Here is a 23,021-nt window from a genome sequence, read left to right as displayed (position 1 = left end):
CGCTCCCCCTGCTACTTCACTCCCACCGCCCGGGTGATCTCCTGCTTCACCGAACCCCCCTTGTTGTCGGTGGCGGAGGCGCGCAGCGAGATGTACCCGGCGTCCCTGGGCACCCGGAGTGAACCCTTCCAGGCGGCGGAACCGCCGTGGACCGGGCTGAGCCCGACGGACTTCCAGGTCTTGCCGTCGTCGTAGGAGACCTCCAGCGTCCCCGACGTGATCTTCCCGGTGTCCGGGGCACCCTTGACGTACTCGGCGCTGATGCCGATCGGCAGGGTCCGCCCGGCACGGACGTCACCAGCGAGGTCGGTGTCGACGTCGAAGCCCAGGTTGAGCAGCGGCAGATAGGTGGCGCGGTCCGCCGGGGTCTCCGCCGACCTGAAGGTCCACTCGGAGTGGCCCTTCGTGGACAGCACCCAGGTGGCCGGGGAGCGCGTGGTGTCGGTGACCACCTTGTACGTGGTCTCGGCCGGGTCGGCGTCCCAGGCGTACGCTCCCGAGCTGGTCGCGTGGTCGACCTGGACCCCGTTGGCGTACACATCGGTGGTCTGGGTCATGGAGTCGTCGCTCCAGACGTCGCCGAACCCGGTGTGGTCGGGCCCGGAGTCGCCCCAGCCCGGGGTGTTGAACTGGAGGTCGTTCCCGGTGCGCTGCTGGCCCCAGCCGAGTCCGGTACCGAGCCAGGGGTGCAGCACGGGCTTGAACCAGTCCAGTCCACTGCGGCTGCCGCCCTTGTAGGCGACCAGACCGCTGCGCTCCTCAAGCGAGGTCGGGCCCGCGGTGACGGACTGCATCCAGGTCTGACCGGTGCCGGTGCTGACGTAGTCGGTGCGCTCGGCCGGGTAGTGCGTGCTCTCCGCGAATCCGTAGCCGATCGGGAAGGTACCGGTGATCGAGTAGCGGAACTCCCCGCCGTCCACGGGCTTGGCGGCGTGGAAGGCCGTGTTCAGGGTGGCGAGGTCCTTCCTGCCCGGCTTGTACGTCAGGTCCTTCGGGACCGCCCCCGGATGGCCGTCGGAGAGGTCGTAGACGTACGGCGTGTAGCGGGTGCCGGTGAGCTCCACGGTGCCGTGGCGGCGTGCGGTCGCGGCCAGCAGGGCACCGTCCGCGGCGTTCACGGACGCCACCTGGAGCGGGATGTCCGACCCGTCGTCCGCACCGAACCAGGTGCTCAGCCGCCCGGGGGTGTCGTCAGTGACGAGGAGCGAGACCGCGCCGGCCTGCTGTGCGGCCGCGGCGAGCTGTTGCGGGGTGACGCCGGCCGTGGCGCGGACCAGGACGGCCTTGCCGCGTACGTTCTTTCCCTGGTACTCGGCCGCGGTCCCGGTCCCGAGGTCGGCGACGCCGGCCCGGTGGCGGCCTTCGAGGAGGGTGGAGCCGCCCTGTACGACGGTGTCGCCGAGCCGCTTGCCGCCCGCGACCGCTTCGAGCAGGGGCTTGCCGAGGCGCCAGACGGTGCGGTACTCGAAGGTTCCGTAGGTGACCTTCCTGGTGGGGGCGGCGAAAATACTGTCGTAGGTGAGCGGCACCTGCACCGCTCCGCCGAAGTCGGCGCCGTTCGCCTTGCGGTCGAACTCCATCAGCAGCTGACGGGTTTCGGTGCGCTTGGGCACCTGCGCCTTGATCTGGTGCAACTGGCGTCCGTCGAGGGTGATCTCACGGTCACGGTCGACGACGATCTGCGGGTCGGCGAGGAAGCCGAGACCGAGCGAGTCCTTGCCCTTGGCGCCGCGTACGTCGAGGAAGGACGCCACCGAGTAGGTACCGGGCTTCAGCCGCAGGGTGAGGGTGCCGGAGTCACCGACGGCCGCGTTGTACGGGTCGGTTCCCCGGGCCAGTTCCTGTACGGCGAGGTCGGCTGCGGTCGGCGCGCCGTCCCGGTCCTTCACGTGGACGGTGAGGGTGTACCGCTCCTCCTCCTTGACGAGGCCGAAGGCGGTGTGCCCGACAACGTTGCCGCCGACGCTCGCGGTGATCCGGCCGGACGTGTCGCCGACGGGCGCCCCGGCTCCGTCACCGGTGACGGTGGTCCGCGCGGTGGAGTGCGCGGGCACGGTCAGGCTCGTGTCGGCGAGCTTCACGACGCCGTCGGCGGCTCCCTCGGCGGCGAGGGCCAGAGTCACCGGTGCGTCGGACGAGTTGGCGTAGGTCACCGTGCGGGTGACCGGCTTGTCGTCCTCGTACGGCCAGGAGTAGAAGCCCAGGTCCGCGCTGCCGGTGGCGGTGATGCTCGCGGTGGTGGCCGCGGGGACGTCGACCCGGCCGGCGCCCAGCGTGTACACCGGGTCGGGCAGCGTCTTCGATGTCGACATCAGCGCGTCCTTGAGCTGCTGCCCGGTCCAGTCGGGATGCTTCTGCGCGAGCAGGGCGGCGACGCCCGCCACATGCGGGGTGGCCATCGACGTACCGCTCATGGTCTGGTACGAGCCGCTGCCCTCGGCGTACTGCGACCGGGCTGCGAGGATGTCGACACCGGGCGCGGACAGGTCGGGCTTGAGGGCGTTGTCGCCGAGCCGCGGGCCCTGGCTGGTGAAGTCCGCGGGCTGGTCGGCGGAGTCCACCGCGCCGATGGTGAGCGCCGAGTCGGCCGCGCCGGGCGAGCCGATGGAGGTCGGGGCGCCGGTGTTGCCGGCGGCGACCACGAACAGGGCGCCGGTGTCCTTGGAGAGGGTGTTGACCGCGGCGGCCATGGGGTCGGTGCCGTCGCTGGCCTCCTGGGAGCCCAGGCTCATGCTGATGATCTTGGCGTGGATGTCCTTGGCGGCCCACTCCATGCCCGCGATGATCTCGGAGTCGGTGCCGGAGCCCTCGTCCGAGAGCACCTTGCCGACAGCCAGGTCGGCGTCCGGGGCGACGCCCTTCTCCTTGCCGTCGGACGCGGCCCCGCTGCCACCCACGGTCGATGTGGTGTGCGTGCCGTGGCCGTTGCGGTCGGTGGTGTCCTCACCGGCGATGAACGACTTGGACGCGCTGATCCGGCCCTTGAGGTCGGGGTGGTCCGCGTCCACGCCGGTGTCGAGCACCGCGACCTTGACGCCCTTGCCGGTGAGCCCTGCCTGCCAGGCGGCGGGGGTGCCGATCTGCGCGTTGCTCTCGGCCATGTCGGCCTTGACCCGGCCGTCGAGCCAGACCTTCCCGACCCCGTCGGCGAACGAACCGGCCTGCCGGGTGCGGGAACCGGTGAGCGACTTCCAGAAGGTGCCGGACGAGGCGGCCCGCACCGCGGCGCCGCCCACGCTCGGCAGGGACCGGACGGTCGTGGCGCCACGCGGTGCGGCGCTGCGGACCCCCTTGCCGTACGTCACGATCAGCGGCAGTCCGTCGGCCTTGCCCGCGCCGAGTCCCTGCTCGATGAGTCCCGTGACGTCGAAGAGCCGTTTGTCGAGGACGCCCGAGCGGAGATAGGGCAGGGCCTCGTCGGGCAGCACGGTGACCCGCCCGTCGGACGTCTGGCTGCGGACGGCTCCGGTCGCGCCTTCCGGGCGCTCGACGGCGACCGTGCTGCGCCCGCCGCCGAGATCGGTGACGGTCACCCGGTCACCGGTGATCAGCGTGACGGTGTGCGTCGCGTGAGCGGTGGCGGACGGCGCGGTGCGGGACGGCGCCGGGGCCTTGCCCGCTCCTGTCGCCGCGAGCGCCTGGCCTGCCGGGAGCAGTACGAGCGCGAGTCCGGCGGAGAGCCATCTGGCTCTCCGCCACGCAGGTGCTCTGGTCATGGTGCCCCTCTCTCCGTGAGCCCGGGCAGAAGGGGGTGGTCCCGGGCACTGCGAAGAGTCTCGGGGCGCCCGCGGCGGCCGTGGGGCGAATGCGCTGGCGGATAGGCGCCATGGCGGCTAACTGCCAGCCGGAGGCGTGCGGGCAGGTCAGCGGCTGGTCACCGGCCGGCCGGCGGACCGAACGATCCGTGCCTCCCCGCCCCGGCGGCGAACTCGTCCGCTCCGCGCTGCGCCTGCGTGAGCGAGATCAGGCCGTGCCGCAGTTCGCCGTCCAGTGCGTCGTCCTCGGACAGACCGCTCTGCTCCAGGAGCGCGAGGCGGTCCTCGCGCAGACAGGTCTGCGGGAACGCGGCGATGGAGGCGGCGAGTTCCTCGGCGGCCGCCCGCGCGGTGCCGGCGGGGACCACCCGGTTGGCCAGTCCGATCGCGTGCGCCTCGGCCGCGCCGACCGGGCGGCCGGTCAGTACGAGGTCCATCGCCCGGCTCTCACCGATCAGGCGGGGCAGCCGTACGGTTCCGCCGTCGATCAGCGGTACGCCCCAGCGTCGGCAGAACACCCCGAACACGGCGTCCTCGTCGGCCACCCGCAGATCGCACCAGAGCGCGAGTTCGAGTCCGCCGGCCACCGCGTGACCGGAGACAGCGGCGATCACCGGCTTGCCGAGCCGCATCCGGGTCGGCCCCATCGGCCCGTCCCCTTCGCCTGCGGTGGCGGTGACGGTGTTGCAGCGCGGGGTGCCGACGGCTTTGAGGTCCGCCCCCGCGCAGAAGGTGCCCCCTTCGCCCCAGAGCACGGCCACCGCCGCGTCCGGGTCGGCGTCGAAGGCGCGGAAGGCGTCGGCCAGCGCGAGAGCGGTGGGACCGTCGACGGCGTTGCGCGCCTCGGGCCGTGCGAGCACCACGGTGGTGACGGGTCCGTTGCGTTCGATGCGTACGGTCATCCGGGCAACACTCCTTGGTTTGGGCCGGGTTCCATCCGGGCGAGCAGCCCAGTGCCCCGGCATTAGCACGGCGACCGGTGGGTCCACAAGCACGGTCACGGCCGTCCGGTGCGGACCTGCAGACCCCTTGGCCCGGGGCACCGGGTGCCGGAGACTGACCCGATGACTCAGCGCGTGGAACTCGCTACCGTGATGGACCGGCTGGACATCGACGAACTGATCACCGGATACGCGGTGGCCGTGGACGACGGTCAATGGGACGACTACCGGGCCCTGTTCGCACCGGAAGGCCGGGCCGACTACCGCGCGGCGGGCGGGGTGGAGGGGCCCGCGGCGGAGGTCGCCGACTGGCTCGCGGAGACGATGCGGCTCTTTCCGGTACGCCAGCACCTGATCGTCAACAGGCGGCTGCGGCTCCAGGATCTGGGCGGTTACCCGGGAGACCGGGCGGAACTCCAGGCCGATTACCTCAACCCGATGCGGCTGAAGTCCCGGCCGTCCGGCGGGGCAGGTGACGGTGAGGGTCCCGACGGTGCTTCCGGAGACGCCGCCGGACCGACCGCGCCGGACTTCGTCTCCGGCGGCCGCTACGCCTTCAGCCTGGTGCGGACGGACGGCGGGTGGCGGCTGCTCGGGGTCGTCGTGCAGGAGAAGTGGCGGCGCACGCCCGGCGCACCGGGCGGGATCTGACACGCCGTACGAGTACGGGCGCACTGTCGGCAGCCGTCCCGCTCCCCCACACTGTGGGAAGCGACAACCCGGCGGAGAATGTCCGCACGAGGCTGCTCACCGTGCGGGAGCGAGGAGACGCTGGATGCAGATTCCGCTGGAGCGACTGCGCAGGGCCGGCCTCTCGCCCTGGTGGCGCGGCGCCGCCGCGCTGCTGGCCGGGGCGCTGCCGGCGCTCGCCTTCCCGGCGCCGTCCCTCTGGTGGTTCGCCTATGTGGCCCTGGTGCCCTGGATGCTGCTGGTGCGCGCGGCGCCCACGGGACGGCGGGCCGCCCTGGACGGCTGGCTCGGCGGTACCGGGTTCATGATCTCCGTGCACCACTGGCTGATTCCCAGCCTGAATGTCTTCATCGTGGTCCTGGCCGCGCTGCTCGGACTGCTCTGGGCGCCGTGGGGGTGGCTGGTCCGCTGGATGCTGGGCGGGGCGGCGAGCGCCGCGCGGGTCGCGGCCGCTCTGGTCGTGGTCCCCTCCGGATGGCTGATGGTGGAGCTGGTGAGGTCCTGGCAGGGGCTCGGCGGCCCCTGGGGGCTGCTCGGCTCCAGCCAGTGGCAGGTCGCACCGGCCCTGCGGCTCGCCTCGGTCGGCGGCGTCTGGCTGGTGAGCCTCTTCGTGGTGGCGCTCAACACCGGAGCCGTGGCACTGCTGGTGATCGAGTCGGCCCGTACGACGGCGGTGGCCGGGGTGCTGGCCTGCGCCGTCCTCACCGGGGCCGTCTGGGTGTGGGCGCCGCGCCCCGAGACGTCCGGCGGGACCCGGGTGGCGGTCGTCCAGCCGGGAGTCACCCGGGAGATCAGAGACCGGTTCGACCGGAGTGAGGCCCTGACCAGGCAGCTGACCGGCCGCCACGTCGACCTGGTGGTGTGGGGCGAGAGCAGCGTCGTTCATGATCTGGCCGACCGCCCGGACATGACGGCGCGGATCGCCCGGCTCTCCCGCGAGACCGGCGCGGACATCCTGGTCAATGTGGATGCCAGACGGTCCGACGCACCGGGCATCTACAAGAGTTCCGTCCTCGTCGGTCCCGCCGGGCTGACCGGCGACCGCTACGACAAGATGCGGCTGGTTCCGTTCGGCGAGTACATCCCGGCGCGTTCGCTGCTCGGCTGGGCGACCTCGGTGGGCCGGGCGGCGGGCGAGGACCGCAGGCACGGCACGCACCAGGTCGTCATGAAGCTGCCCGGCGGGCTCCGGGTGGGGCCGCTGATCTGCTTCGAGACGGCGTTCCCCGACATGAGCAGGCAGCTGACGAAGGACGGCTCGCAGCTCCTGGTCGCCCAGTCGTCGACCTCGTCGTTCCAGCACAGCTGGGCGCCCGAGCAGCATGCCTCACTCGCCGCGCTGCGGGCGGCCGAGAGCGGCCGCCCGATGGTGCACGCCACGCTCACCGGGGTGAGCGCGGTCTATGGCCCCGGAGGCGACCGGGTCGGCCCCCGGCTGGGGACCGCGCAGAGCGCCGCGCAGGTGTACGACATCCCGCTGTCGCACGGCACGACGCTCTACGTCAGGTTCGGCGACTGGCCGGTCCAGGGCGCGCTGGCCGTGCTCGCCGTGCTGTGCGCGGTCGAGGGGCTGCGCTCGGTCAGGCGGCCTGCTCCTGAGCCCGCAGGACCACACGCTCGCAGAGTTCATGGGTCAGCAGGGCGTCCCTGGCGCTGAGCGGCTTGCCCGCCGCCACCGCTTCGAGGAAGCCGAGCACGGACTGCTCGATGCCGCGCTGGCGGGCCACCGGCACCCAGTCGCCGCGACGCCGGACCGTCGGCTGGCCCTTGTGGTCGATGGTCTCCGCGAGATTGACGACCTGTCGCTTGGTGCCGTGGCCGGAGACTTCGAGGATCTCCTCGGTGGAGCCGCTCATCCGGTTCATCGAACCGATCGCGGAGAAGCCGTCGCCGGAGAGGTGGAGCACCACGTGGTGCATCAGCCCGTCGCGGATCCGGGCCCGCACGTCGACGTGCTCGACCGGTCCGGGCGCCAGGAAGCGCAAGGTGTCGACGACATGGATGAAGTCGTCGAGCACCAGAGTGCGCGGGTCCTCCGCGAGGTCCGTCCGGTTCTTCTGCATCAGGATCAGGTCGCGGGGGTGGTCGGCGCACTGGGCGTAGCCGGGCGCCAGCCGCCGGTTGAAGCCGACGGCGAGGCTCACCCCGCGGTCCTCGGCAAGGTCCACCAGCCGCTCCGACTCGGCGAGTTCGTACGAAAGCGGCTTGTCGACGTACGTCGGCACGCCCGCATCCAGCAGCCGGCTCGCGATCTCGGGGTGCACAGCCGTCGGCGCGTGGACGAACGCGGCGTCAAGGTCCTGCGCGAGCAGGGAGTCCAGGCCGGTGTGGCACCGGTCCGCCGGGATGTGGAAGGTCCCCGCGGTACGGGTGAGGGTCGCCGGGGTCCGGGTCTGGAGGTGCAGTTCGATCCCGGGCAGGGCCGTCAGTACCGGCAGATATGCCTTCTGCGCGATGTCCCCGAGCCCGATGCAGCCGACCTTCACAGGGGTCTCCCTATCCGTCCGTCGATGTGTCGCTCTGTCGGCCGGCCTGGTGGCCGGCCTGCCGTGCCCCGGTGCCGTTCCCGGTGCTGTGTGCCTGGGCAGCATACGTGCGCTGCGGCGGCTGCCAGCCGGCGATGTCCTGGAAGGAGCGCAGCACCGGATTGGGCCCCACCAGGGAGAACGTACTGATCAGCGCGGTACGCACGGCCACCGCCGGGGGTGCCGGGGTCGGCCGGTTCCGCGGGCGTCGCGGCCCGTACGCACCCCTCGGGCAGCTGGGCGGCGAGACGGTCCACGAGGGTGGCGCCGTGGAGGAGGACGACGGCACCGCCGAACGCCTGCTGCGGCGCTTCGGCGCTCGTACGCGAGAGCCATCGGCCGCTCGGTGTGCGCAGCCCGTCGTCCCCCTGCCAGGCGCACAGACCGCGGATCTCGTCAGCGAGCCCGATGACCTCGAGGGCGCGCTGGGCGTTGGGGGCGAGGGGCTGACGTTCTCCTGTGCTGCCCGCTCGGACCACGACGCGGTGCCGAGCAAGGAGGAACTGAGCCGCGGTTTCGGCGAACTGCTCCGCGGAACGCTGGGCTGACCCATCGCAGGGCCGGGCGCGGATATCCGTGGCGCGGCCGCCGGCCCGTGGGTGATGATGCTCCGCATGACGACACAGGAACGCCAGGAACCCCCGCTCAGGGCCGACGAACGCACCATGCTCGAAGGGTGGCTGGACTACCACCGGGCCACTCTGGCCCAGAAATGCGCCGGCCTCGACGACAAACAGCTGCGGGAAGCAGCGGTGCCGCCCTCGGAGTTGTCGCTGCTCGGGCTCGTACGGCATCTGGTCGAGGTGGAACGTGGCTGGTTCCGCGAGGTGATGGCGGGCGAGGACACCCCGCCGCTCTACTACAGCGAGGAGGATCCGGACGGCGACTTCCACGTCACCGACGCGGACACCTGGGACGAGGCGTACACCACCTGGCAGCGGGAGATCGCCTACGCGCGCGAGGTGGCCGGCCGCTTCTCGCTGGACGACCTCTCCAAGGGACTCAGCCGGCGGGGCGAGCAGTTCAGCGTGCGGTGGATCTACACCCACATGATCGAGGAGTACGCCCGCCACAACGGTCACGCGGATCTGCTCCGGGAGCGCATCGACGGCGTCACCGGCGAGTAGCCACGCTCACCCGTGCGGGGCCAATCTCCGCTCCTGGTGCCGGAACGGCGCCTGCGAGCCGCAGAGTTGGGCGGGTGCACCGAACAAAGATCATCACCCTGGCCCTGCTGGGGGCGGCCGTGTCGGCCGCTTCGGGCTGCGTAGCCGTCCCCCCTGCGCCCGCACCATCAGCCGGACCGTCGCGGACGCCCGGTCACCACACCCAGGACACCGGCCCGCAGATCGTGCAGGGACCCCCGGTCGCGGCGCTGGAGACCGTGCCGCCCGGGCCGGGGCCCGGCCACCGGCCCGCCACCGCTCCGCCAGCGCGGCGTTCGGGCGGCGAGGCGGGGGCGGAACCCCGTACCGGTACGGATCCCGCACCGGCCCGCCACACGGTCCGGCCCGCACGCCCCCGTACGGCGCACCCCCGTGCCGCCGACCGCGCGCAGCCGGTCCCGCACCGGCATCCGAAGCACGCGGCCCACCCGTCCGGTGCCACGGCGGATGTCTGCGGGCTCGGCGAAGGCTACGGAGGCTGGACGCCGGACAGCCCACAGGCGCGGATCTGCCACCAGACGTACGGGCGGTGACGCGAGGGCGGTGACGCACCAGCAGGGGCGCACGCGTGCGGGCCCACGGCGTCTGACGTCCGGGCCCGCCCCCACGCCCCCATCCCATCCCATCCGCTCCCATCCGCGCGGCCCGGGCCGATCCGAACGAGAGGCCCTACCCCTCCCCCAGCCGCCACTCCAGCCGCTCGATCGCCGCCCGTACGCCGTCCCCGTAGCCGTCGTCCGCCAGTGCGCCCGTCGCGGACCGCGCCCGGCCCAGATGCACGCGCGCGGCCTCTTTTCGCTCCAGCTTCAGATAGTCGGCAGCGAGGTTGAGATGCAAGGAGGGGTAGAAGCCGCGGACCGCGACCCCCGCGTCGTGGCGGCCGAGGCGCTCGTCGTCCAGGCCCTCGGCCGCGGCCAGCGCCCGCAGGTCCCAGAGCAGTTCGTCCTCGGGGTCGTCCTGGGTGTCCGCCATGTAGTGCGCGAGAGTGCAGCGGTGCAGGGCGTCACCGGACTCGCCGATCTCGTCCCACAGCCCGGCGAACCGGTTGCGGGCCTCCTCCCGGTCGCCGCCGTGCAGCAGCATGATCACTTGGCCGATCCTGCCCATGACGACGTCCCCCGACGTCTCCTGCTGCGACTCCGCCACCGCTGCCTCCTGTACCCGCAGACACACGTATGTCCGGTTTGTCCCGGCTTACCTCCGACGCTAAGGGTTGTCGCCGGTGATTCCGGTCAGCCCAGGTCGGGGATCCGCCAGTCGATCGGCTCGTGGCCCTGCTCGGCGACCGCCTTGTCGATCTGCGTGAAGGGGTGGGAGCCGAAGAACTTCTTCGCGGAGAGCGGCGAGGGGTGGGCGCCCTTCACCACCACGTGGCGCTCCTCATCGATCAGCGGCAGCTTCTTCTGCGCGTAGTTCCCCCAGAGGACGAAGACCGCGGGATCGGGCCGTGAGGCCACCGCGCTGATCACCGCGTCGGTGAACCTTTCCCAGCCCTTGCCCTTGTGGGAGTTGGCCTCCGACGCCCGCACCGTGAGCACCGCGTTGAGCAGGAGGACGCCCTGCTCGGCCCACGGCATCAGATAGCCGTTGTCCGGGACCGGATGACCGAGCTCCTCCTTCATCTCCTTGTAGATGTTCCGCAGGGAGGGCGGCGTCCGGACGCCCGGGCGCACCGAGAAGCAGAGACCGTGGCCCTGACCCTCACCGTGGTAGGGGTCCTGGCCGAGGACCAGCACCTTCACCCTGTCGTACGGCGTGGCGTCCAGTGCGGCGAAGACCTCATCGCGCGGCGGGTAGACCGGTCCTCTGGCCCGCTCCTCCTCGACGAACGCCGTGAGCTCCCTGAAGTAGGGCTTCTCCAGCTCATCGCCGAGTACGCCGCTCCAGGACGCGGGCAGCATGTCGGTTCCGGTCACGTCAACAACCTCCGGTGTGCGATCCGTTCTTCGTCACAGAACCTACCGGCGACCACTGACAACGGCCCCGGACAGGTGTCCGGGGCCGTGCGGTGACCGGGCTTCAGGGGTGGAACCCCTCGGGCGGAGCTTCCGGCAGGACCGGGGTTCAGCCCACGCCGGCGTTGAGGAAGATCCCGCCGTCCACCACGAGGGTCTGGCCGGTGACCCAGCCCGACTGGTCGGACGTGAGGAACGCGGCGGCGCCCCCGATGTCCGCCGGCACTCCGAGCCTGCCCAGCGGGTACGCGGCGGCCGCCTCCGCCTCACGGCCTTCGTACAGCGCCTCGGCGAACTTGGTCTTCACCACGGCGGGCGCGATGGCGTTGACCCGGACGGCCGGGGCGAACTCGTGCGCCAGCTGGAGGGTGAGGTTGACCATCGCGGCCTTGCTCATGCCGTACGCGCCGATGAACGGTGAGGCGGAGACCCCGGCGACGGACGCGATGTTCACGATCGCGCCGCCGTTCTCCTTCTGCCACGCCTTCCAGGTCTGCTGGGCGAAGCCGAGCGCCGAGATGACGTTGGTCTCGTAGACCTTGCGTGCCACGTTCAGGTCCATCTCGGCCATCGGGCCGAACACCGGGTTGGTCCCGGCGTTGTTGACCAGGTGGTCGACCCTTCCGAACGTCTCCATGACCCGCTCGACGGCCACCGCCTGGTGCGCCTCGTCATGGGCCTTGCCCGCGACGCCGATGGCCCGGTCGGCGCCGAGCCTCTCCACGGCGGCCTTGAGCGCGTCCTCATTGCGTCCGGTGATGCAGACCCGGTCGCCGCGGGCGACGAACGCCTCGGCGATGCCGTATCCGATACCGCGGCTCGCGCCGGTGATCAGCGCGACCTTCCCGCTGTCCTGTGCAGTCATGTCCGTCGATTCCCTTGCTTCCCTGATCAGTTGAGCGGGCCGCCGGCGACGTACATGACCTGACCGGACACGAATCCCGCGTCCTCACCGGTGAAGAAGGCGATGGCGTTGGCGATGTCCTCGGGCCTGCCGACGCGCTGCACCGGGATCTGGGTGGCAGCCGCGGCCTGGAACTCCTCGAAGCCCATGCCCACCCGCGCCGCGGTCTGTGCGGTCATCTCGGTGACGATGAAGCCGGGAGCGACGGCGTTGGCGGTGACACCGAACTTGCCGAGCTCCTTGGCGAGCGTCTTGGTGAAGCCCTGCAGACCGGCCTTGACGGCGGAGTAGTTCGCCTGGCCGCGGTTGCCCAGCGCGGAGCTGGAGGACAGGCTGACGATCCGGCCGAACTTGGCGTCCACCATGTGCTTCTGGACCGCCTTGGACATCAGGAACGCACCCTTGAGGTGGACGTTCATGACCGTGTCCCAGTCGGACTCGCTCATCTTGAAGAGCAGGTTGTCCCGGAGGACACCGGCGTTGTTGACGAGGATCGTCGGGGCGCCGAGCTCGGCCGCGACCCGGGTCACCGCCGCTTCGACCTGGGCGCTGTCCGAGACGTCGCAGCTCACGGCGATGGCCCGGCCGCCCGCGGAAGTGATCTTCTCAACGGTGTCCTTGCACGCCGCCTCGTCGAGGTCGAGTACGGCGACGGCGCGGCCCTCCGCCGCCAGACGTACGGCGGTGGCTGCGCCAATGCCGCGCGCGGCCCCGGTCACGATGGCAACGCGCTGCTCGGTGGTGGACATACTGGCTCTCCTCGCCCTCGGATCGCGGCCCTCGATCACTGAGCAACCGCTTAGTACCTTCAGCAGACGAGACGCTAGAAGGCCTGGCACCCGGTGTCAACGGCACACGGGATCAGCAGTGAACGTCACACCGGGTGCCACCCTCTCAGCGCACCAGCAGCCCGAGCAGCCGGTCGGCCTCGGCGGCCGGGTCGGTGGTCAGCCCGGTGTGCACTGGACCGGGCTGTACGACGGTCGAACGGGGCGCGATCAGCCACCGGAACCGGCGCCCCGCGTCGTCGGGGCCCGCCTGCCCCGCCGCCTCGCCGCCGTGACATACCCCTTCGACGGCGCGCAGCGCGGCGCGTACCCCGACGACGTCGGCGTGCGGGTCGAGCATCCTGAGCTTCGCCTCGTCCAGATGTGTGCGCGCGGCGACGAACGACCTGGCCCGGCAGTAGACCAGGACCCCCGCGTTGAACATCTCGCCGCGCTCGACCCGCGGCATCACGCGCACCAGGGCGTACTCGTAGACGTCCCGGCGACCGGAATCAGGCTCGGTCATCGGGTGCCGTCCTTCTTCTCGTCCTGCTGCCGCGCGGGGGGAGCGAGGCGCTCGGAGAGCCAGCCCGGGGCGCGGGAAGGACCGGTGGGCGTCGGCGGCCCGAAGGTGATCCGGGTGTGCACGGAGGCGGCCCGCTCCAGCAGGACCTGCACATACGCGCGGCGCAGCTCATCGGTCGTACCGAATCCGGCCTCCTCCTCCAGCCAGGCGTCCGGGACGTCGGCGGCGACCTCGGTGAGCAGCTCCTCGGTGACCAGTGGCGCCAGCTCGGCGGCGGCGGAGGCCACATCGGGGGCGAAGGTCGCCAGGACGTGGTCGGAGGCGTCGTAGGGCTTGCTGCCGTAGTTCTTGGCGGACGGCCAGTTGTGATGCCAGATCATGGTGGCGCCGTGGTCGATGAGCCAGAGATCGCCGTGCCAGACGAGCATGTTGGGGTTGCGCCAGGAACGGTCGACGTTGTTGATCACCGCGTCGAACCAGACGATCCGCCCGGCCTCCTCGGGACCGACCTGGTAGGCGAGCGGGTCGAAGCCGAGCGATCCCGGCAGGTAGTCCATCCCGAGATTCAGCCCGCCGCTCGCCTTCAGCAGCTCCTGCACCTCCTGGTCGGGCTCGGAGAGTCCGATGACGGGATCCAGCTGCATCTGCACCAGCTCGGGCACGCGCAGCCCGAGCCTGCGGCCGAGCCGGCCGCAGATGACCTCCGCCACGAGTGTCTTGCGCCCCTGCCCGGCGCCGGTGAACTTCATGACGTACGTACCGAAATCGTCCGCCTCGACGATCCCCGGGAGCGAACCGCCCTCACGCAGGGGCGTGACATAGCGGGTCGCAGTCACCTCATCCAGCAATTTCCACGCCACCCAAGTCTCTGGCACTGCAATCCACGAACAGCCCCAAGCGCACACATGCCGGGGAATCTGCCACGTCCACCGGTCGGCGCGCGAACTTGCTCCCGGCCTCCGGCATGAAGGAAGCATAGTAACCGAGCGTGATGGCCGGCGAGGAGTGCCCCCAGCTGCTGCACCGACGTCATCGCCACCTCTTCCCGCACCGGCGGGAAGAGGCGGCCGTCGACGCGTTCCACCCCGGGCGAGGGCCACGGCGCCTCGGAGGAAATCGAGGAAATCAATGATCAGCGCAGAGGGGTCGACGACGCGGTGCGGGCGGAACACCGCCGCCGCGGTTGCGCCGGACTGGCCGACCCTGTGGGCACGGCAGGCGCCCTGCCCTCTTCCGTGCGCGGGGCTACCGCCGCCCCCGGACCCGGCCGGCACGCGGCGTGGTCACGGGCCGGTCCCGGGGGCTGCGCCCACCTGCCGGCGGGCGGGAGGCGCCGGTCAGCCGTTCGCGAGGGCTTTCACGCGGTCGAGATTTCCGTTGAACCGGTCATGGTCACCGACCGTCGCCCCCTTGGAGGTGTACTGCCACACGGTCTGGTACTTCCAGCCCGCGGGCAGGACTCCGACGGACGAACCGTAGTGCGGCACCCACAGCGGATTGGTCCTGCCGAAACCGGAGTTGTTCCCTGTGCAGGACTTCCACCAGTTGGTGGATGTGTACAGGACGACATCCCGGCCGGTCTTCGCCTTGTAGGTCCTGGAGAAGTCCCTGACCCAGTTGACCATGCTCTGGTGACTCAGCCCGTAGCAGGTGGCGCCGTAAGGGTTGTACTCCAGGTCCAGAGCGCCGGGCAGGGTCCTGCCGTCCTTGGACCAGCCGCCGCCGTGAGCGAGGAAGTACCGGGCCTGGGTGGCGCCACTGGAGGTGTTGGGGGTGGCGAAATGGTAGGAGCCCCGGATGATGCCGGCCTTGTACGACCCGTTGTACTGCTGGGCGAAGGACGGGTTCCGGTAACTGGCGGACTCCGTCGCCTTGATGTAGGCGAACCTCACGCCGGACTTCCGCAGCGAGGACCACGCGACGCTGCCCTGATGGCTGCTCACGTCGACACCCTCGGTACCCCGGGCAGCGGTGCGCGCCAGGCCGCTCCTGCTGTTGCCCTCATGTCTGAGGATCTGGGACCCGGCGAAGTCATCCCCGGGGTGAGAGGGCTCGGGGACGCCGGTGGCGGCGCCTGCGGTACTGGACAACACGAGAGCAAGGGCAGGAATACCCACGGCCAGAGTGGCTAGGACAGTCGACATCCGGCGAGGTGTGCAGGCAGGCACAGACATGAGACGCCTCCAAGGGTCGGGCCCAGCCTGCGTGGGTCCGGGGGGACGCCACGTGAGGCGCGCGGAGGAGGCCGTTCACGTCACCCGATACGCCGTACGGTGGACGGCGGTCGAAGGCCGGAACGGCGGAGAGAGCGTGGTGCCGGGGCGGAGGTTCGGTCCGCGGGAGGGGGTGTAGGTGCGTGAGGCGGGCGCCCGGCATTCCCGTCCGGCACACGCAGACCACGGCCGATTCCGGGATTGCCCACCTACTCTGACGGGCATGGCATGCCGCATCAGTGAACTGGTCATCGACTGCGCCGATCCCGACCGGCTCGCCGCATTCTGGAGCGAGGTCCTCGGCTACGTCGAACTCGGCCGGGAGGACGACGGAAGCATCGAGATCGGGCCGTCCGACGCCGGCTTCGGCGGCCCGCAGCCCACCCTCGTCCTCAGTCCCGGCAGCGACGCACGGACCGGGAAGCTTCCCCTGCACATCGACGTCAACGCCACCGACCGCGACCAGGACGCCGAACTGGAGCGGCTGCTCGGTCTCGGCGCCAGGCCCGCCGAAGTCGGCCAGGCCGGCACCGAGAACTGGCACGTCCTGGCCGACCCCGAAGGCAACGAATTCTGCCTCCTGCACCACCGGCTCCAGCCCCTCTGACCCGCGCTTCCCAGCGCCGAACCGCTCGGCCGCAGGGGGAGGCCGGATGTTTGCCCGGCGACCGGATCCGCGCGAAGACCCGGCGCGGCAACTCGACGCGAGAGGACGGAAGTACGGGGCCGGTTCTCCCTTGATGGACATGGCCGCCGAGTTCGGTCACTGCGGCCGTAAGCCGCGCCGACGGCCGCGGAGGAGTCCCGGCCCCGGCAGGCACCATGTCTACGGATCAACGGCGATAGGGCCGGCGCGGTGCGGCAGCCGGAGGGAATACCGAGTGCGGCGGGAGCTCCTCGTCTTCGTCGGGCGGGGGCAGTTCCGTGCTGAAGCGGGGTTCGACGAACAGGTTGTGGTGCTGTGGCGGGGCAGCGGGTACCGGCGTAGGGCGGGCAGAGGCGGTGGTCAAGGTGGTCCATCCGGTCGGGCCGGGGAGGCAACATCGCTGTTGCGGTCCGGCAAGGTGTGCGTCGGCGTGTTCTGCCCGGCTTCCGCTGTCGATGACAACGTCTCACCACCGGGCACGCGAGCGGTCCCAGTAGAGCAGATGTCTGACGTGACGGGCTCACGGCTGGTGACGTGAGCTGCTTCGGGCAGCTGGGCGAGCCCAGTTCGGTGGGCGGAGTCTCAGGCACTTCGGCTTCCGGGCCCGCCACGGCTGGACGTGGCCCTGCTGATGGCCGGTCTCATGCTCTCACTCCAGCGGCCCAGCCTGTGATCCGTTCGGCCCCTGTCCGGCATTTCGTGCGGTCGATTCGCTTCTCTCACGGTTTGCTGTCGTGTCACGGCGCGTCCGGCCGGGCTGTCGGCCCGCAGGACGTACGGGCCGCACCGTCGAGGAGATCACCGGGGACGGACGAGGAAGAGGAGCTCAGCATGCACGCCGACAAGCTCGGGATCTACCTGAACGATCACCTGATGGGTGCCACCTTCGGCGTCGGGCTCGCGCGGCGCATCGCCGGCCAGAACCGCCACTCGGTGCGAGGCCCGGACCTGTGGCGCATCGCCGAGGAGATCGCCCAGGACAGGGAGGCCCTGCTCGAACTCATGGAGACGCTCGGTGTGCCCGCCCGTCGCTACAAGATCTACGGGGGCTGGGCAGCCGAAAGGATGGGGCGCCTGAAACCGAACGGCGCCCTGTACCGGCGCTCCGGACTCAGCACGTTCATCGAGCTCGAAACCCTGCGCCTGGGGGTTGAGGGGAAGACCTTGATCTGGGGCACGCTGCTCGTGGTGGCCACCCGGGACGGCCGTCTGGACGAGTCCCGGCTGAACGGGCTTCTGGACCGGGCACAAGGGCAGATCGACACGCTGGAGACCATGCGCCGCTCGGCAGCCGGAGCCATCTTCACCGGCGAGGCGCGCACCTTCGGTTCTGACGACGCCTGAGACGAAACGGGTTGCCGGGTAAGGGGGTCCGGGCATGCCGCCGGCGCCTCGCCGCTGACTGCATGGCCTGGCTTACGCTCCGGACCGGTTCGCCCGAAGACGCCCCGCCACATGTGCTAGTGAAGCAGGGTCGGCTGGTACGCGGGTGCAGGCGCCGACGGGCACGATTTTGAAGGAACCAACCGAGAGGTAGTCATGGACGGCGGTATGCCCGACCTTACGGCTCAGCAGGTAGCCACCCTCAACGAGATGTCCACGACGCACCGGGGGCGTCCTCTCGACGAGATCAGACCTGCGTTGTCGTCGCGATGGCTTTCCATCGACGGCACACTGCTGGATGACGAGACGCTCACCCGGTTCAGCGAACGCATCACCGCCGGCGGCCACTTCGCGGCCGTGGGATCCAATGCTTCGGCATCGCGGCACATCAGCACACATATCGATCGCCCCGCCGGGGAGGTCTACGCCTATGCGTCGAACCCCGCCAACCTGCCCGAGTGGGCTCAGGGGCTGGGAGGCTCCATCGACAGGATCGATGGGCAATGGATCGCGGAGTCACCCATGGGGCGGGTCGTGGTCGCCTTCGCGAAAGAGAATGAGCTCGGTGTACTCGATCACGATGTCACCCTGCCCTCGGGCGAGGTCGTCTACAACCCGGTGCGAGTGATCGCCGACGCCACCGGGTGCGAGGTGGTGTTCACCCTTCGCCGACAGCCAGGAATGAGTGACGCCGACTTCTGGCGCGACGGGGATGCGGTAGCCGCCGACCTCAGCGCACTCAAGCACGTGATGGAGGGGGCATGACAACCGGCTTCGGCACCTCGCCATGAGCGGCTGCTCCCCCGGGGCTTCTGCAGCGGCACCCGGGCAGCCACGGCGTCCGGCCGTCAGACGAACATCGGCTACGTCGCCGTCTGCGACAAAGCACCGCAGAAGAGACGGAGGAGGGGCGTACGCCAGGACGGCCCTCCTCCGGGTCATGGCATGTGACAGCTGCGGTCCGCGACTGACTCCCCTCTGGCACGCGGCAGTTGGCTGTGCCCCGGCTCGTCCCGGCTCATGGTTTCCGCGTCCCGTGACTCAGATCCGGTGCGGGCACGAGGCGCAGAAGAGTGCGGAGGACGGTGTCGACGGCGTCGTGCGCCGTCTCGTCCGCGGCGTAGGTCAGCGTCCGTGCGAGAAAGCGCACCAGGACGGGTGAAGCCATCAGACGGCGGTTGAGGAGCGGCCGGTATCCGTACCGCCGCAGGACCAGGTCGGCGACCGAGTTGCCGATCCGGTAGTAGGTGCCCCAGCGGCGCTGGATCTCGCGCGGGTACTGCCGCAGTGCCTCCTCGCGCGCCGGTCCGGTGGGCCGCAGCATTGCTAGGGCCACGATGTCGGCCGCTGCTTCGCCCGCTTCCATGGCCTGGCCGATCCCCTCGCCGCTCCAGGGGCTGACCATGCCCGCGCTGTCGCCGACGAGCAGCATGCCGCGGCTGTACTGGGGCCTGCGGTTGAAGCCCATGGGAAGGGCCGCGCTGCGCCACGGTGAGTCGGCGTTCTCTTCCCGCAGTCCCCATTCCTGTGGGAGCCGGGCGAGCCACTGCTCCATCGTGGCCCGCAGGTCGACGGATCCGTGCTGTCGCCGGGCCAGAGCGCCGAGGCCGACATTCACGCGGCCGTCTCCCAGGGGGAAGATCCAGCCGTAGCCGGGCAGGTCTCGCTGCGTGCGGGAGCACAGGAGGTCGGCCCAGAGTTCCAGATAGGGGTCGTCGGTGCGGGTCGCGCTGCGGTAGTAGCGGCGCGCCGCGGTGGCGACCTGCCGGGACGGATCGCGCTGGAGTCCCATGGCGAGGGCTGTTCTGGCCGATGCCCCGTCGGCGGCGATCACGACGGGGGCGCGGTACAGCTTTGGCTGCTTGTCCGCCCCGGCGAGGGCACGCAGACCGGTGATCCGCCCGGCCCGGTCCGTCACGGGTTCGGTGGCTTTGACATGCGTGTGCAGCCGCGCCCCGGCCTCACGGGCGTGACCGGCCAGGATCTCGTCGAAGTCGTGCCGGCTGCGGGTGAGGCCGAAGTCGGGGCGGGCGCCGAGCCGGGGCCAGTCGATGTGGACCTGCCGTCCCTCGCAGACCCAGCGCATCCCCGGGTACGCGTCCAGCCGGGTGCATCGATGTCGATGCCCATCCGCACCAGCTGGTGCACTCCCTGTGGAGTCAGGCCGTCACCGCAGACTTTGTCCCGGGGAAAAGTGCCCTTCTCCAGCAGCACGACGTCCACGCCGGCCCGTGCCAGGTGGAACGCGGCTGCCGAGCCTGCCGGCCCCGCACCCACCACGATCACCTGCGCCTCTTCATCCGCGGGGCCGGTTCCGGCTTGTGACGAGTGTGCTGAGGGCACCTGCTGCCTCCGGGGTTCAGGAGCGGTGCGACTGCGCTGACGCCTGAGCCAGCGCTTCGCCGTCTCGGGCATTGCCGAGTGCTCGGGTACTGCTACCCGACTGGAGGGCGATGCATTCGGCCCGGCGTGGACGACAAGCCCGGCTTCGACGTTCACCACCCTTCACCACGCGGCGCGTTGGGGTTCTTCCCACGGCTGATCCTGATATGGCCATGGAGCCGGTCCTCGTCCAGGTCGCGGGCGGCGCCGTGACCCCTCGCTTGTCGCGCCACCGCGTTGTTCTTACCGTGGGGTAACCGCAACCTGAGGAGAGCGCGAGACCATGGACCGTGCACACGACATCGTCCTGCTCGGTGCGACCGGCTTCGCCGGCGCCCTGACGGCGCGCTATCTGGCCCGCCACGTCCCCGAAGGATGCCGCTGGGCACTGGCCGGGCGTAATGACGAGGGCCTGCGTGAGCTGCGGCGCCGACTCGCGGAGACCGTCCCGTCGGCGGCCGGCGTGCCCCTGCTCCACGCCGACGTGCACGACCCCGGCTCCATGCGGGAACTCGCACACGCGACCCGCGTCCTCGCCACGACGGTCGGCCCCTACATCCAGCACGGCCTCGGTGTCGTCGCGGCCTGCGCGGATGCCGGGACCGACTACGTCGACCTCACGGGCGAGCCGGAGTTCGTCGACACGGCGTACGTCCGGCACCACGCCCGCGCCCTGGAGACCGGAGCCCGGCTGGTACACGCCTGCGGCTTCGACTCCGTCCCGCACGACCTCGGCGTCCAGTTCACCGTCGAGCAGTTGCCGAAGGACGTGCCGCTCCGCGTCGACGGTTTCGTACGCACCAACGCCACCCTCTCCGGTGGCACTCTCGCCTCCACCCTCACCGCGCTCTCCCGGGGGCCGCAGATGATCCGTGCGGCGCGTGAGCGCCGCGCCGTCGAACCCTGGCCGCCGTCCCGCCGGATCTCCACCCGGGCCGGAGCGAGGTTCGCCCCCGAGGTCGGAGCCTGGGCTCTCCCGCTGCCCACCATCGACCCCCAGGTGGTGTCACGTTCGGCCGCCGCCCTCGACTCCTACGGCCCGGACTTCCGCTACCGCCACTACGCCGCGGTCCGCCGGCTGCCGATCGCCCTCGGTACGGTTGCGGGTGTGGCCGGGATGGCGGCCGCCGCCCAGCTCCCCGCCGCCCGGCGCTGGATCTCCGGCCGCCTCGCACCGGGCGACGGCCCGTCCGACCAGCGCCGGGCCCGCAGCTGGTTCACCGTCCGGTTCGTCGGCGAGGGCGGAGGCCGACGCGTCTGCACCGAGGTGTCGGGCGGGGACCCGGGCTACGACGAGACGGCCAAGTTCCTCGGCGAGTCCGCCCTCAGTCTCGCTTTTGACGAACTCCCGGGCCTGGCCGGTCAGTTGACCCCCGCCGTCGCCATGGGTCCGGCCCTGCGGGCGCGGCTGCTGCGAGCCGGTGTGCGGTTCAGGGTGGCTGCGCGACGGGAGGCATGAACCGAGTCCGGAGAAGGGAACCTACTCCACTGAACAGACACTCGTAAGGGTCGCGAACCGCCCCGCCGCACTCTCGGCGGCAGGCAGCCACCGCCCCCGCCGGAAACAGACACTGGCTCATGAGCACGCAGAGACCGGGCCCCGTTCTCACGGGGCCCGGTCTCTCGTACGGACGGGAAACCGCGGCGCGGGAATCAGCCGCCCGCGGCTGGGTGGCCGGCCCGGCTCAGCGGATACCGGTGACCCGGTGCTCCTTCAGCGCGGCGCAGTTGGAGTGCTCGACCGAGACGTAGACGTTGTCGATGCTGCCGCCCCAGCTCACGCAGTAGCCCTTGCCGTAGACGTAGGCCGGTCCCGCGTAGGACGTGTAGTTGCCGTCGTCCCCGGCCGATGTGTCCGTGTCCGGAACGTAGATGTACGTGGACACGTACGTGGCCTTGCCCGGGTTGGCGCGGATGGTCGCGACGCAGTTCTTGCCGTTCGATGAGTTGTACGTCAGGTAGACGGTGCCCAGTGAGCCGATGGGCGCCGAGTTCACGGTCTTGTAGGCGCTGCCACAGGCGCCCTGCGGTGTGATGTTGGGTGCGGCGGAGGCGGTGGTGCTGAGTGCGGTCGTAGCGCCCACCGCCAGAGCGGTCAGCGCCCCGGCGGCCACGATATTGCGTGTGATCCTCATATTTCCCCCTTGCGTCTCCAGGAGCGGTTTGCTCCCACTTGATGGGACCCGCGAAGGGCGCCGATAGTTGTACCCGGTTCGCGACGGGCCCGCCGTGCGGACCCAGCGGCGAGGCCCCGGCGGCCGTTCCGGGCACCGCGTCCCGTTCAGTCGGACAAGGACCGGGTCTCCTCGATGAAGTCGCGCACGATGGTCGCGTTGCGGACGGCGATCCGGCGGTCCTTCGCGTGGTGCGGGCGTATCAGCACTTCCGCCACGCCGGTGGCCCTGGTCTCGGCCAGCTCTCCCCAGCTCAGGGTGGCCGCCGGGCCGCCCCGGTCGGAACTCGGCAGCACCAGGCCGGCATCGGTCACCGACAGGCCACCCAGCTCGACCCGGCCCTCGGTGTCCAGCGTGCCGCGCAGCCGTTCCAACAGCCCCGGACGCAGGCCCTGTTCGATGTCCTGGGCCAGGTCGTACTGACCCACGACGTGCCTCAGCACCAGGGGATGCCGCTTGCCCTTGGGATGCACGGAAATGGTCGCGAACCGTTCATACGTCTCGATCTTGCCCATGAAGCCCGTGATCTCGGCACTCCCGTGGTCCACCTCGGTCGAATCGATCACGCTCCACGGCAACGGCACGGCGGGCGCTGCCGCCTGCACGAGCAGCATTCCACCCTGGTAGACGATGACTTGGCGCAGCCCCGTACGCGGCGGGATGCGCCGGATACCGACGAAGCCCGCCACGAAGATCACCACGACGATCAGTGCGGTCACCCACCAGGACCCCGTTGCCGCGTACGCTCCCCCACCGGCTCCCGCCAGGGGCAACAACAGCAACTCCCGGTGTTTCCAAAGGCGATGTACCCGGTACACCTTCTCCCGGCTGCCCATTCCCTTCAACTCGGCCATCTCGTCGTGCCGTTGAGGTTCATTCACCCGCGCACTATATGACTGTCGTGCGGACGGGAAGACGTCGATGCCTGCCTGACATGTGCGACATCCCGCACCTCCGTGACCCGCCCCTGAACGCCGTTCCCTGTCAACGGCGT

General features: G+C 70.8%; 22 protein-coding genes and 1 pseudogene. 9 read left to right on the top strand and 14 right to left on the bottom strand.

The features are described 5' to 3' along the window. Positions 1-11: 11 nt before the first annotated feature. Both OG285_RS31460 and OG285_RS31455 read right to left on the bottom strand, forming a co-directional pair. On the bottom strand, positions 12-3,716 hold the full coding sequence (locus OG285_RS31460) for a S8 family serine peptidase (RefSeq protein ID WP_371792858.1): 3,705 nt from the start codon (positions 3,714-3,716) through the stop codon (positions 12-14). A gap of 158 nt (positions 3,717-3,874) precedes the next feature. Further along, entirely contained in the window at positions 3,875-4,657 is a 783-nt protein-coding gene (locus tag OG285_RS31455; RefSeq protein ID WP_371792857.1) for a crotonase/enoyl-CoA hydratase family protein, read from the bottom strand. Positions 4,658-4,819: 162 nt separating this feature from the next. On the opposite strand from OG285_RS31455, the gene OG285_RS31450 reads away from it, so the two are divergent. Beyond that, a complete protein-coding gene (locus OG285_RS31450) occupies positions 4,820-5,347 on the top strand; it encodes a nuclear transport factor 2 family protein (RefSeq protein ID WP_356832394.1) in 528 nt (175 codons plus the stop codon). A 124-nt stretch (positions 5,348-5,471) separates the two neighbouring features. Continuing rightward, on the top strand, positions 5,472-7,043 hold the full coding sequence (gene lnt, locus OG285_RS31445; RefSeq protein WP_371792856.1) for an apolipoprotein N-acyltransferase: 1,572 nt from the start codon (positions 5,472-5,474) through the stop codon (positions 7,041-7,043). Here the strand turns inward: lnt and OG285_RS31440 are convergent. Beyond that, complete coding sequence (locus tag OG285_RS31440) at positions 6,967-7,872, bottom strand: Gfo/Idh/MocA family protein (RefSeq protein ID WP_371792855.1); 906 nt, start codon at positions 7,870-7,872, stop codon at positions 6,967-6,969. The genes lnt and OG285_RS31440 overlap by 77 nt on opposite strands. 10 nt (positions 7,873-7,882) lie before the next feature. Then, a complete protein-coding gene (locus OG285_RS31435) occupies positions 7,883-8,044 on the bottom strand; it encodes a hypothetical protein (RefSeq protein ID WP_371792854.1) in 162 nt (53 codons plus the stop codon). Here OG285_RS31435 and OG285_RS31430 point away from each other — a divergent pair. The 3 genes from OG285_RS31430 to OG285_RS31420 all read left to right on the top strand — a co-directional run bounded on the left by OG285_RS31430 (position 8,034) and on the right by OG285_RS31420 (position 9,610). After that, positions 8,034-8,459, top strand: a complete 426-nt coding sequence (locus tag OG285_RS31430; RefSeq protein WP_371792853.1) for a hypothetical protein — start codon at positions 8,034-8,036, stop codon at positions 8,457-8,459. The two genes, OG285_RS31435 and OG285_RS31430, sit on opposite strands and share 11 nt — an antisense overlap. Positions 8,460-8,525: 66 nt before the next feature. Continuing rightward, a complete protein-coding gene (locus OG285_RS31425; RefSeq protein WP_356832400.1) occupies positions 8,526-9,038 on the top strand; it encodes a DinB family protein in 513 nt (170 codons plus the stop codon). A gap of 74 nt (positions 9,039-9,112) precedes the next feature. Beyond that, a complete protein-coding gene (locus OG285_RS31420) occupies positions 9,113-9,610 on the top strand; it encodes a hypothetical protein (RefSeq protein ID WP_371792852.1) in 498 nt (165 codons plus the stop codon). 136 nt (positions 9,611-9,746) lie between these two features. Here the strand turns inward: OG285_RS31420 and OG285_RS31415 are convergent, their stop codons facing one another. From OG285_RS31415 to OG285_RS31385, 7 genes are all read right to left on the bottom strand, one after another. Continuing rightward, the gene (locus tag OG285_RS31415) at positions 9,747-10,184 is read right to left on the bottom strand and encodes a hypothetical protein (RefSeq protein WP_356832492.1); all 438 of its coding nucleotides are present in this window, start codon (positions 10,182-10,184) and stop codon (positions 9,747-9,749) included. A 125-nt stretch (positions 10,185-10,309) separates the two neighbouring features. Beyond that, complete coding sequence (gene ung / locus OG285_RS31410) at positions 10,310-10,993, bottom strand: uracil-DNA glycosylase (RefSeq protein ID WP_356832404.1); 684 nt, start codon at positions 10,991-10,993, stop codon at positions 10,310-10,312. A gap of 148 nt (positions 10,994-11,141) precedes the next feature. Beyond that, positions 11,142-11,897 carry an SDR family oxidoreductase gene (locus OG285_RS31405; protein WP_356832406.1) on the bottom strand — a complete coding sequence of 252 codons (756 nt, stop codon included), beginning with the start codon at positions 11,895-11,897 and terminating at the stop codon, positions 11,142-11,144. 26 nt (positions 11,898-11,923) lie between these two features. Continuing rightward, positions 11,924-12,685: a 3-oxoacyl-ACP reductase FabG gene (gene fabG, locus OG285_RS31400; protein WP_356832408.1), complete on the bottom strand. Its 762-nt coding sequence runs from the start codon at positions 12,683-12,685 to the stop codon at positions 11,924-11,926. A gap of 145 nt (positions 12,686-12,830) precedes the next feature. Next, the gene (locus tag OG285_RS31395; protein WP_356832410.1) at positions 12,831-13,229 is read right to left on the bottom strand and encodes a DUF3037 domain-containing protein; all 399 of its coding nucleotides are present in this window, start codon (positions 13,227-13,229) and stop codon (positions 12,831-12,833) included. Further along, positions 13,226-14,077 (bottom strand): HipA family kinase, encoded by an 852-nt coding sequence (locus tag OG285_RS31390; protein ID WP_371793660.1) that lies wholly within the window; start codon positions 14,075-14,077, stop codon positions 13,226-13,228. Before OG285_RS31390 ends, OG285_RS31395 begins: the two co-directional genes overlap by 4 nt. 489 nt (positions 14,078-14,566) lie before the next feature. Further along, on the bottom strand, positions 14,567-15,403 hold the full coding sequence (locus OG285_RS31385; protein ID WP_371792851.1) for a lysozyme: 837 nt from the start codon (positions 15,401-15,403) through the stop codon (positions 14,567-14,569). 262 nt (positions 15,404-15,665) lie between these two features. On the opposite strand from OG285_RS31385, the gene OG285_RS31380 reads away from it, so the two are divergent. The 3 genes from OG285_RS31380 to OG285_RS31370 all read left to right on the top strand — a co-directional run bounded on the left by OG285_RS31380 (position 15,666) and on the right by OG285_RS31370 (position 18,236). Then, positions 15,666-16,049 (top strand): VOC family protein, encoded by a 384-nt coding sequence (locus OG285_RS31380; RefSeq protein ID WP_356832414.1) that lies wholly within the window; start codon positions 15,666-15,668, stop codon positions 16,047-16,049. An 870-nt stretch (positions 16,050-16,919) separates the two neighbouring features. Next, the gene (locus tag OG285_RS31375; RefSeq protein WP_356832416.1) at positions 16,920-17,432 is read left to right on the top strand and encodes a hypothetical protein; all 513 of its coding nucleotides are present in this window, start codon (positions 16,920-16,922) and stop codon (positions 17,430-17,432) included. Between the two features lie 396 nt (positions 17,433-17,828). Next, positions 17,829-18,236 carry an SRPBCC family protein gene (locus OG285_RS31370; protein ID WP_356832496.1) on the top strand — a complete coding sequence of 136 codons (408 nt, stop codon included), beginning with the start codon at positions 17,829-17,831 and terminating at the stop codon, positions 18,234-18,236. 253 nt (positions 18,237-18,489) lie between these two features. Here the strand turns inward: OG285_RS31370 and OG285_RS31365 are convergent. Beyond that, positions 18,490-19,886: pseudogene (locus tag OG285_RS31365) on the bottom strand (geranylgeranyl reductase family protein). A gap of 250 nt (positions 19,887-20,136) precedes the next feature. Here OG285_RS31365 and OG285_RS31360 point away from each other — a divergent pair. Continuing rightward, positions 20,137-21,312: a trans-acting enoyl reductase family protein gene (locus OG285_RS31360; RefSeq protein WP_371792850.1), complete on the top strand. Its 1,176-nt coding sequence runs from the start codon at positions 20,137-20,139 to the stop codon at positions 21,310-21,312. A 226-nt stretch (positions 21,313-21,538) separates the two neighbouring features. Here OG285_RS31360 and OG285_RS31355 read toward each other — a convergent pair whose 3' ends face one another. Then, positions 21,539-21,988, bottom strand: a complete 450-nt coding sequence (locus OG285_RS31355) for a spore-associated protein (RefSeq protein WP_356832422.1) — start codon at positions 21,986-21,988, stop codon at positions 21,539-21,541. A gap of 146 nt (positions 21,989-22,134) precedes the next feature. After that, positions 22,135-22,908: a hypothetical protein gene (locus tag OG285_RS31350; RefSeq protein ID WP_371792849.1), complete on the bottom strand. Its 774-nt coding sequence runs from the start codon at positions 22,906-22,908 to the stop codon at positions 22,135-22,137. Positions 22,909-23,021 lie beyond the last annotated feature (113 nt).

Origin of the sequence: Streptomyces sp. NBC_01471 (genome assembly GCF_041438865.1) — a bacterium.
Lineage (GTDB): Bacteria > Actinomycetota > Actinomycetes > Streptomycetales > Streptomycetaceae > Streptomyces.
This window is presented reverse-complemented; position numbering and strand designations above follow the sequence as displayed.

Coding starts and splice junctions, on each gene's coding strand:
- OG285_RS31460 (WP_371792858.1), bottom strand. CDS start 3,716: ATGACCAGAGCACCTGCGTGGCGGAGAGCCAGATGGCTCTCCGCCGGA.
- OG285_RS31455 (WP_371792857.1), bottom strand. CDS start 4,657: ATGACCGTACGCATCGAACGCAACGGACCCGTCACCACCGTGGTGCTC.
- OG285_RS31450 (WP_356832394.1), top strand. CDS start 4,820: ATGACTCAGCGCGTGGAACTCGCTACCGTGATGGACCGGCTGGACATC.
- lnt (WP_371792856.1), top strand. CDS start 5,472: ATGCAGATTCCGCTGGAGCGACTGCGCAGGGCCGGCCTCTCGCCCTGG.
- OG285_RS31425 (WP_356832400.1), top strand. CDS start 8,526: ATGACGACACAGGAACGCCAGGAACCCCCGCTCAGGGCCGACGAACGC.
- OG285_RS31415 (WP_356832492.1), bottom strand. CDS start 10,184: ATGGGCAGGATCGGCCAAGTGATCATGCTGCTGCACGGCGGCGACCGG.
- OG285_RS31405 (WP_356832406.1), bottom strand. CDS start 11,897: ATGACTGCACAGGACAGCGGGAAGGTCGCGCTGATCACCGGCGCGAGC.
- fabG (WP_356832408.1), bottom strand. CDS start 12,685: ATGTCCACCACCGAGCAGCGCGTTGCCATCGTGACCGGGGCCGCGCGC.
- OG285_RS31395 (WP_356832410.1), bottom strand. CDS start 13,229: ATGACCGAGCCTGATTCCGGTCGCCGGGACGTCTACGAGTACGCCCTG.
- OG285_RS31385 (WP_371792851.1), bottom strand. CDS start 15,403: ATGTCTGTGCCTGCCTGCACACCTCGCCGGATGTCGACTGTCCTAGCC.
- OG285_RS31380 (WP_356832414.1), top strand. CDS start 15,666: ATGGCATGCCGCATCAGTGAACTGGTCATCGACTGCGCCGATCCCGAC.
- OG285_RS31375 (WP_356832416.1), top strand. CDS start 16,920: ATGCACGCCGACAAGCTCGGGATCTACCTGAACGATCACCTGATGGGT.
- OG285_RS31360 (WP_371792850.1), top strand. CDS start 20,137: ATGGACCGTGCACACGACATCGTCCTGCTCGGTGCGACCGGCTTCGCC.
- OG285_RS31355 (WP_356832422.1), bottom strand. CDS start 21,988: ATGAGGATCACACGCAATATCGTGGCCGCCGGGGCGCTGACCGCTCTG.